The organism is Corynebacterium glyciniphilum AJ 3170 (assembly GCF_007673095.1).
Taxonomy (GTDB): domain Bacteria; phylum Actinomycetota; class Actinomycetes; order Mycobacteriales; family Mycobacteriaceae; genus Corynebacterium.
On record NZ_VDYZ01000293.1, the window covers coordinates 1 to 254 of the forward strand.

At 66.9% G+C, this 254-nt stretch carries 1 protein-coding gene; it reads left to right on the forward strand.

Annotation, left to right across the window (positions count from 1 at the left end; genetic code table 11):
- Positions 1-192: hypothetical protein (locus FS507_RS20095; RefSeq protein WP_222121479.1), on the forward strand; the 192-nt coding region annotated here is incomplete at its 5' end.
- Positions 193-254 lie beyond the last annotated feature (62 nt).

Below are 254 nucleotides of genomic sequence, written 5' to 3' on the forward strand. Positions count from 1 at the left end.
GGGATGAGGAGGAAGGGGGCGGTGAGGTTGAGGGGGAGGGGGGGGTTGGAGTGGTGGAGGGTGGTGTGGTGGAGGGGGGAGTGGGGGATGGGGGGTGGCGGGTGTCGGAAGGGGGGTGGGGTGTGGGAGGAGAGGATGGTAGAGGGGTATGGGGTTGTGGTGAAGGGTTCGGTAGTGGAGGGGATAGCGTGAATTTGGTGGTAAGGGGGGTGTGGGGTAGTGTGGGGAGGAGGTGTGGAGGTGGCGTGGGGGGG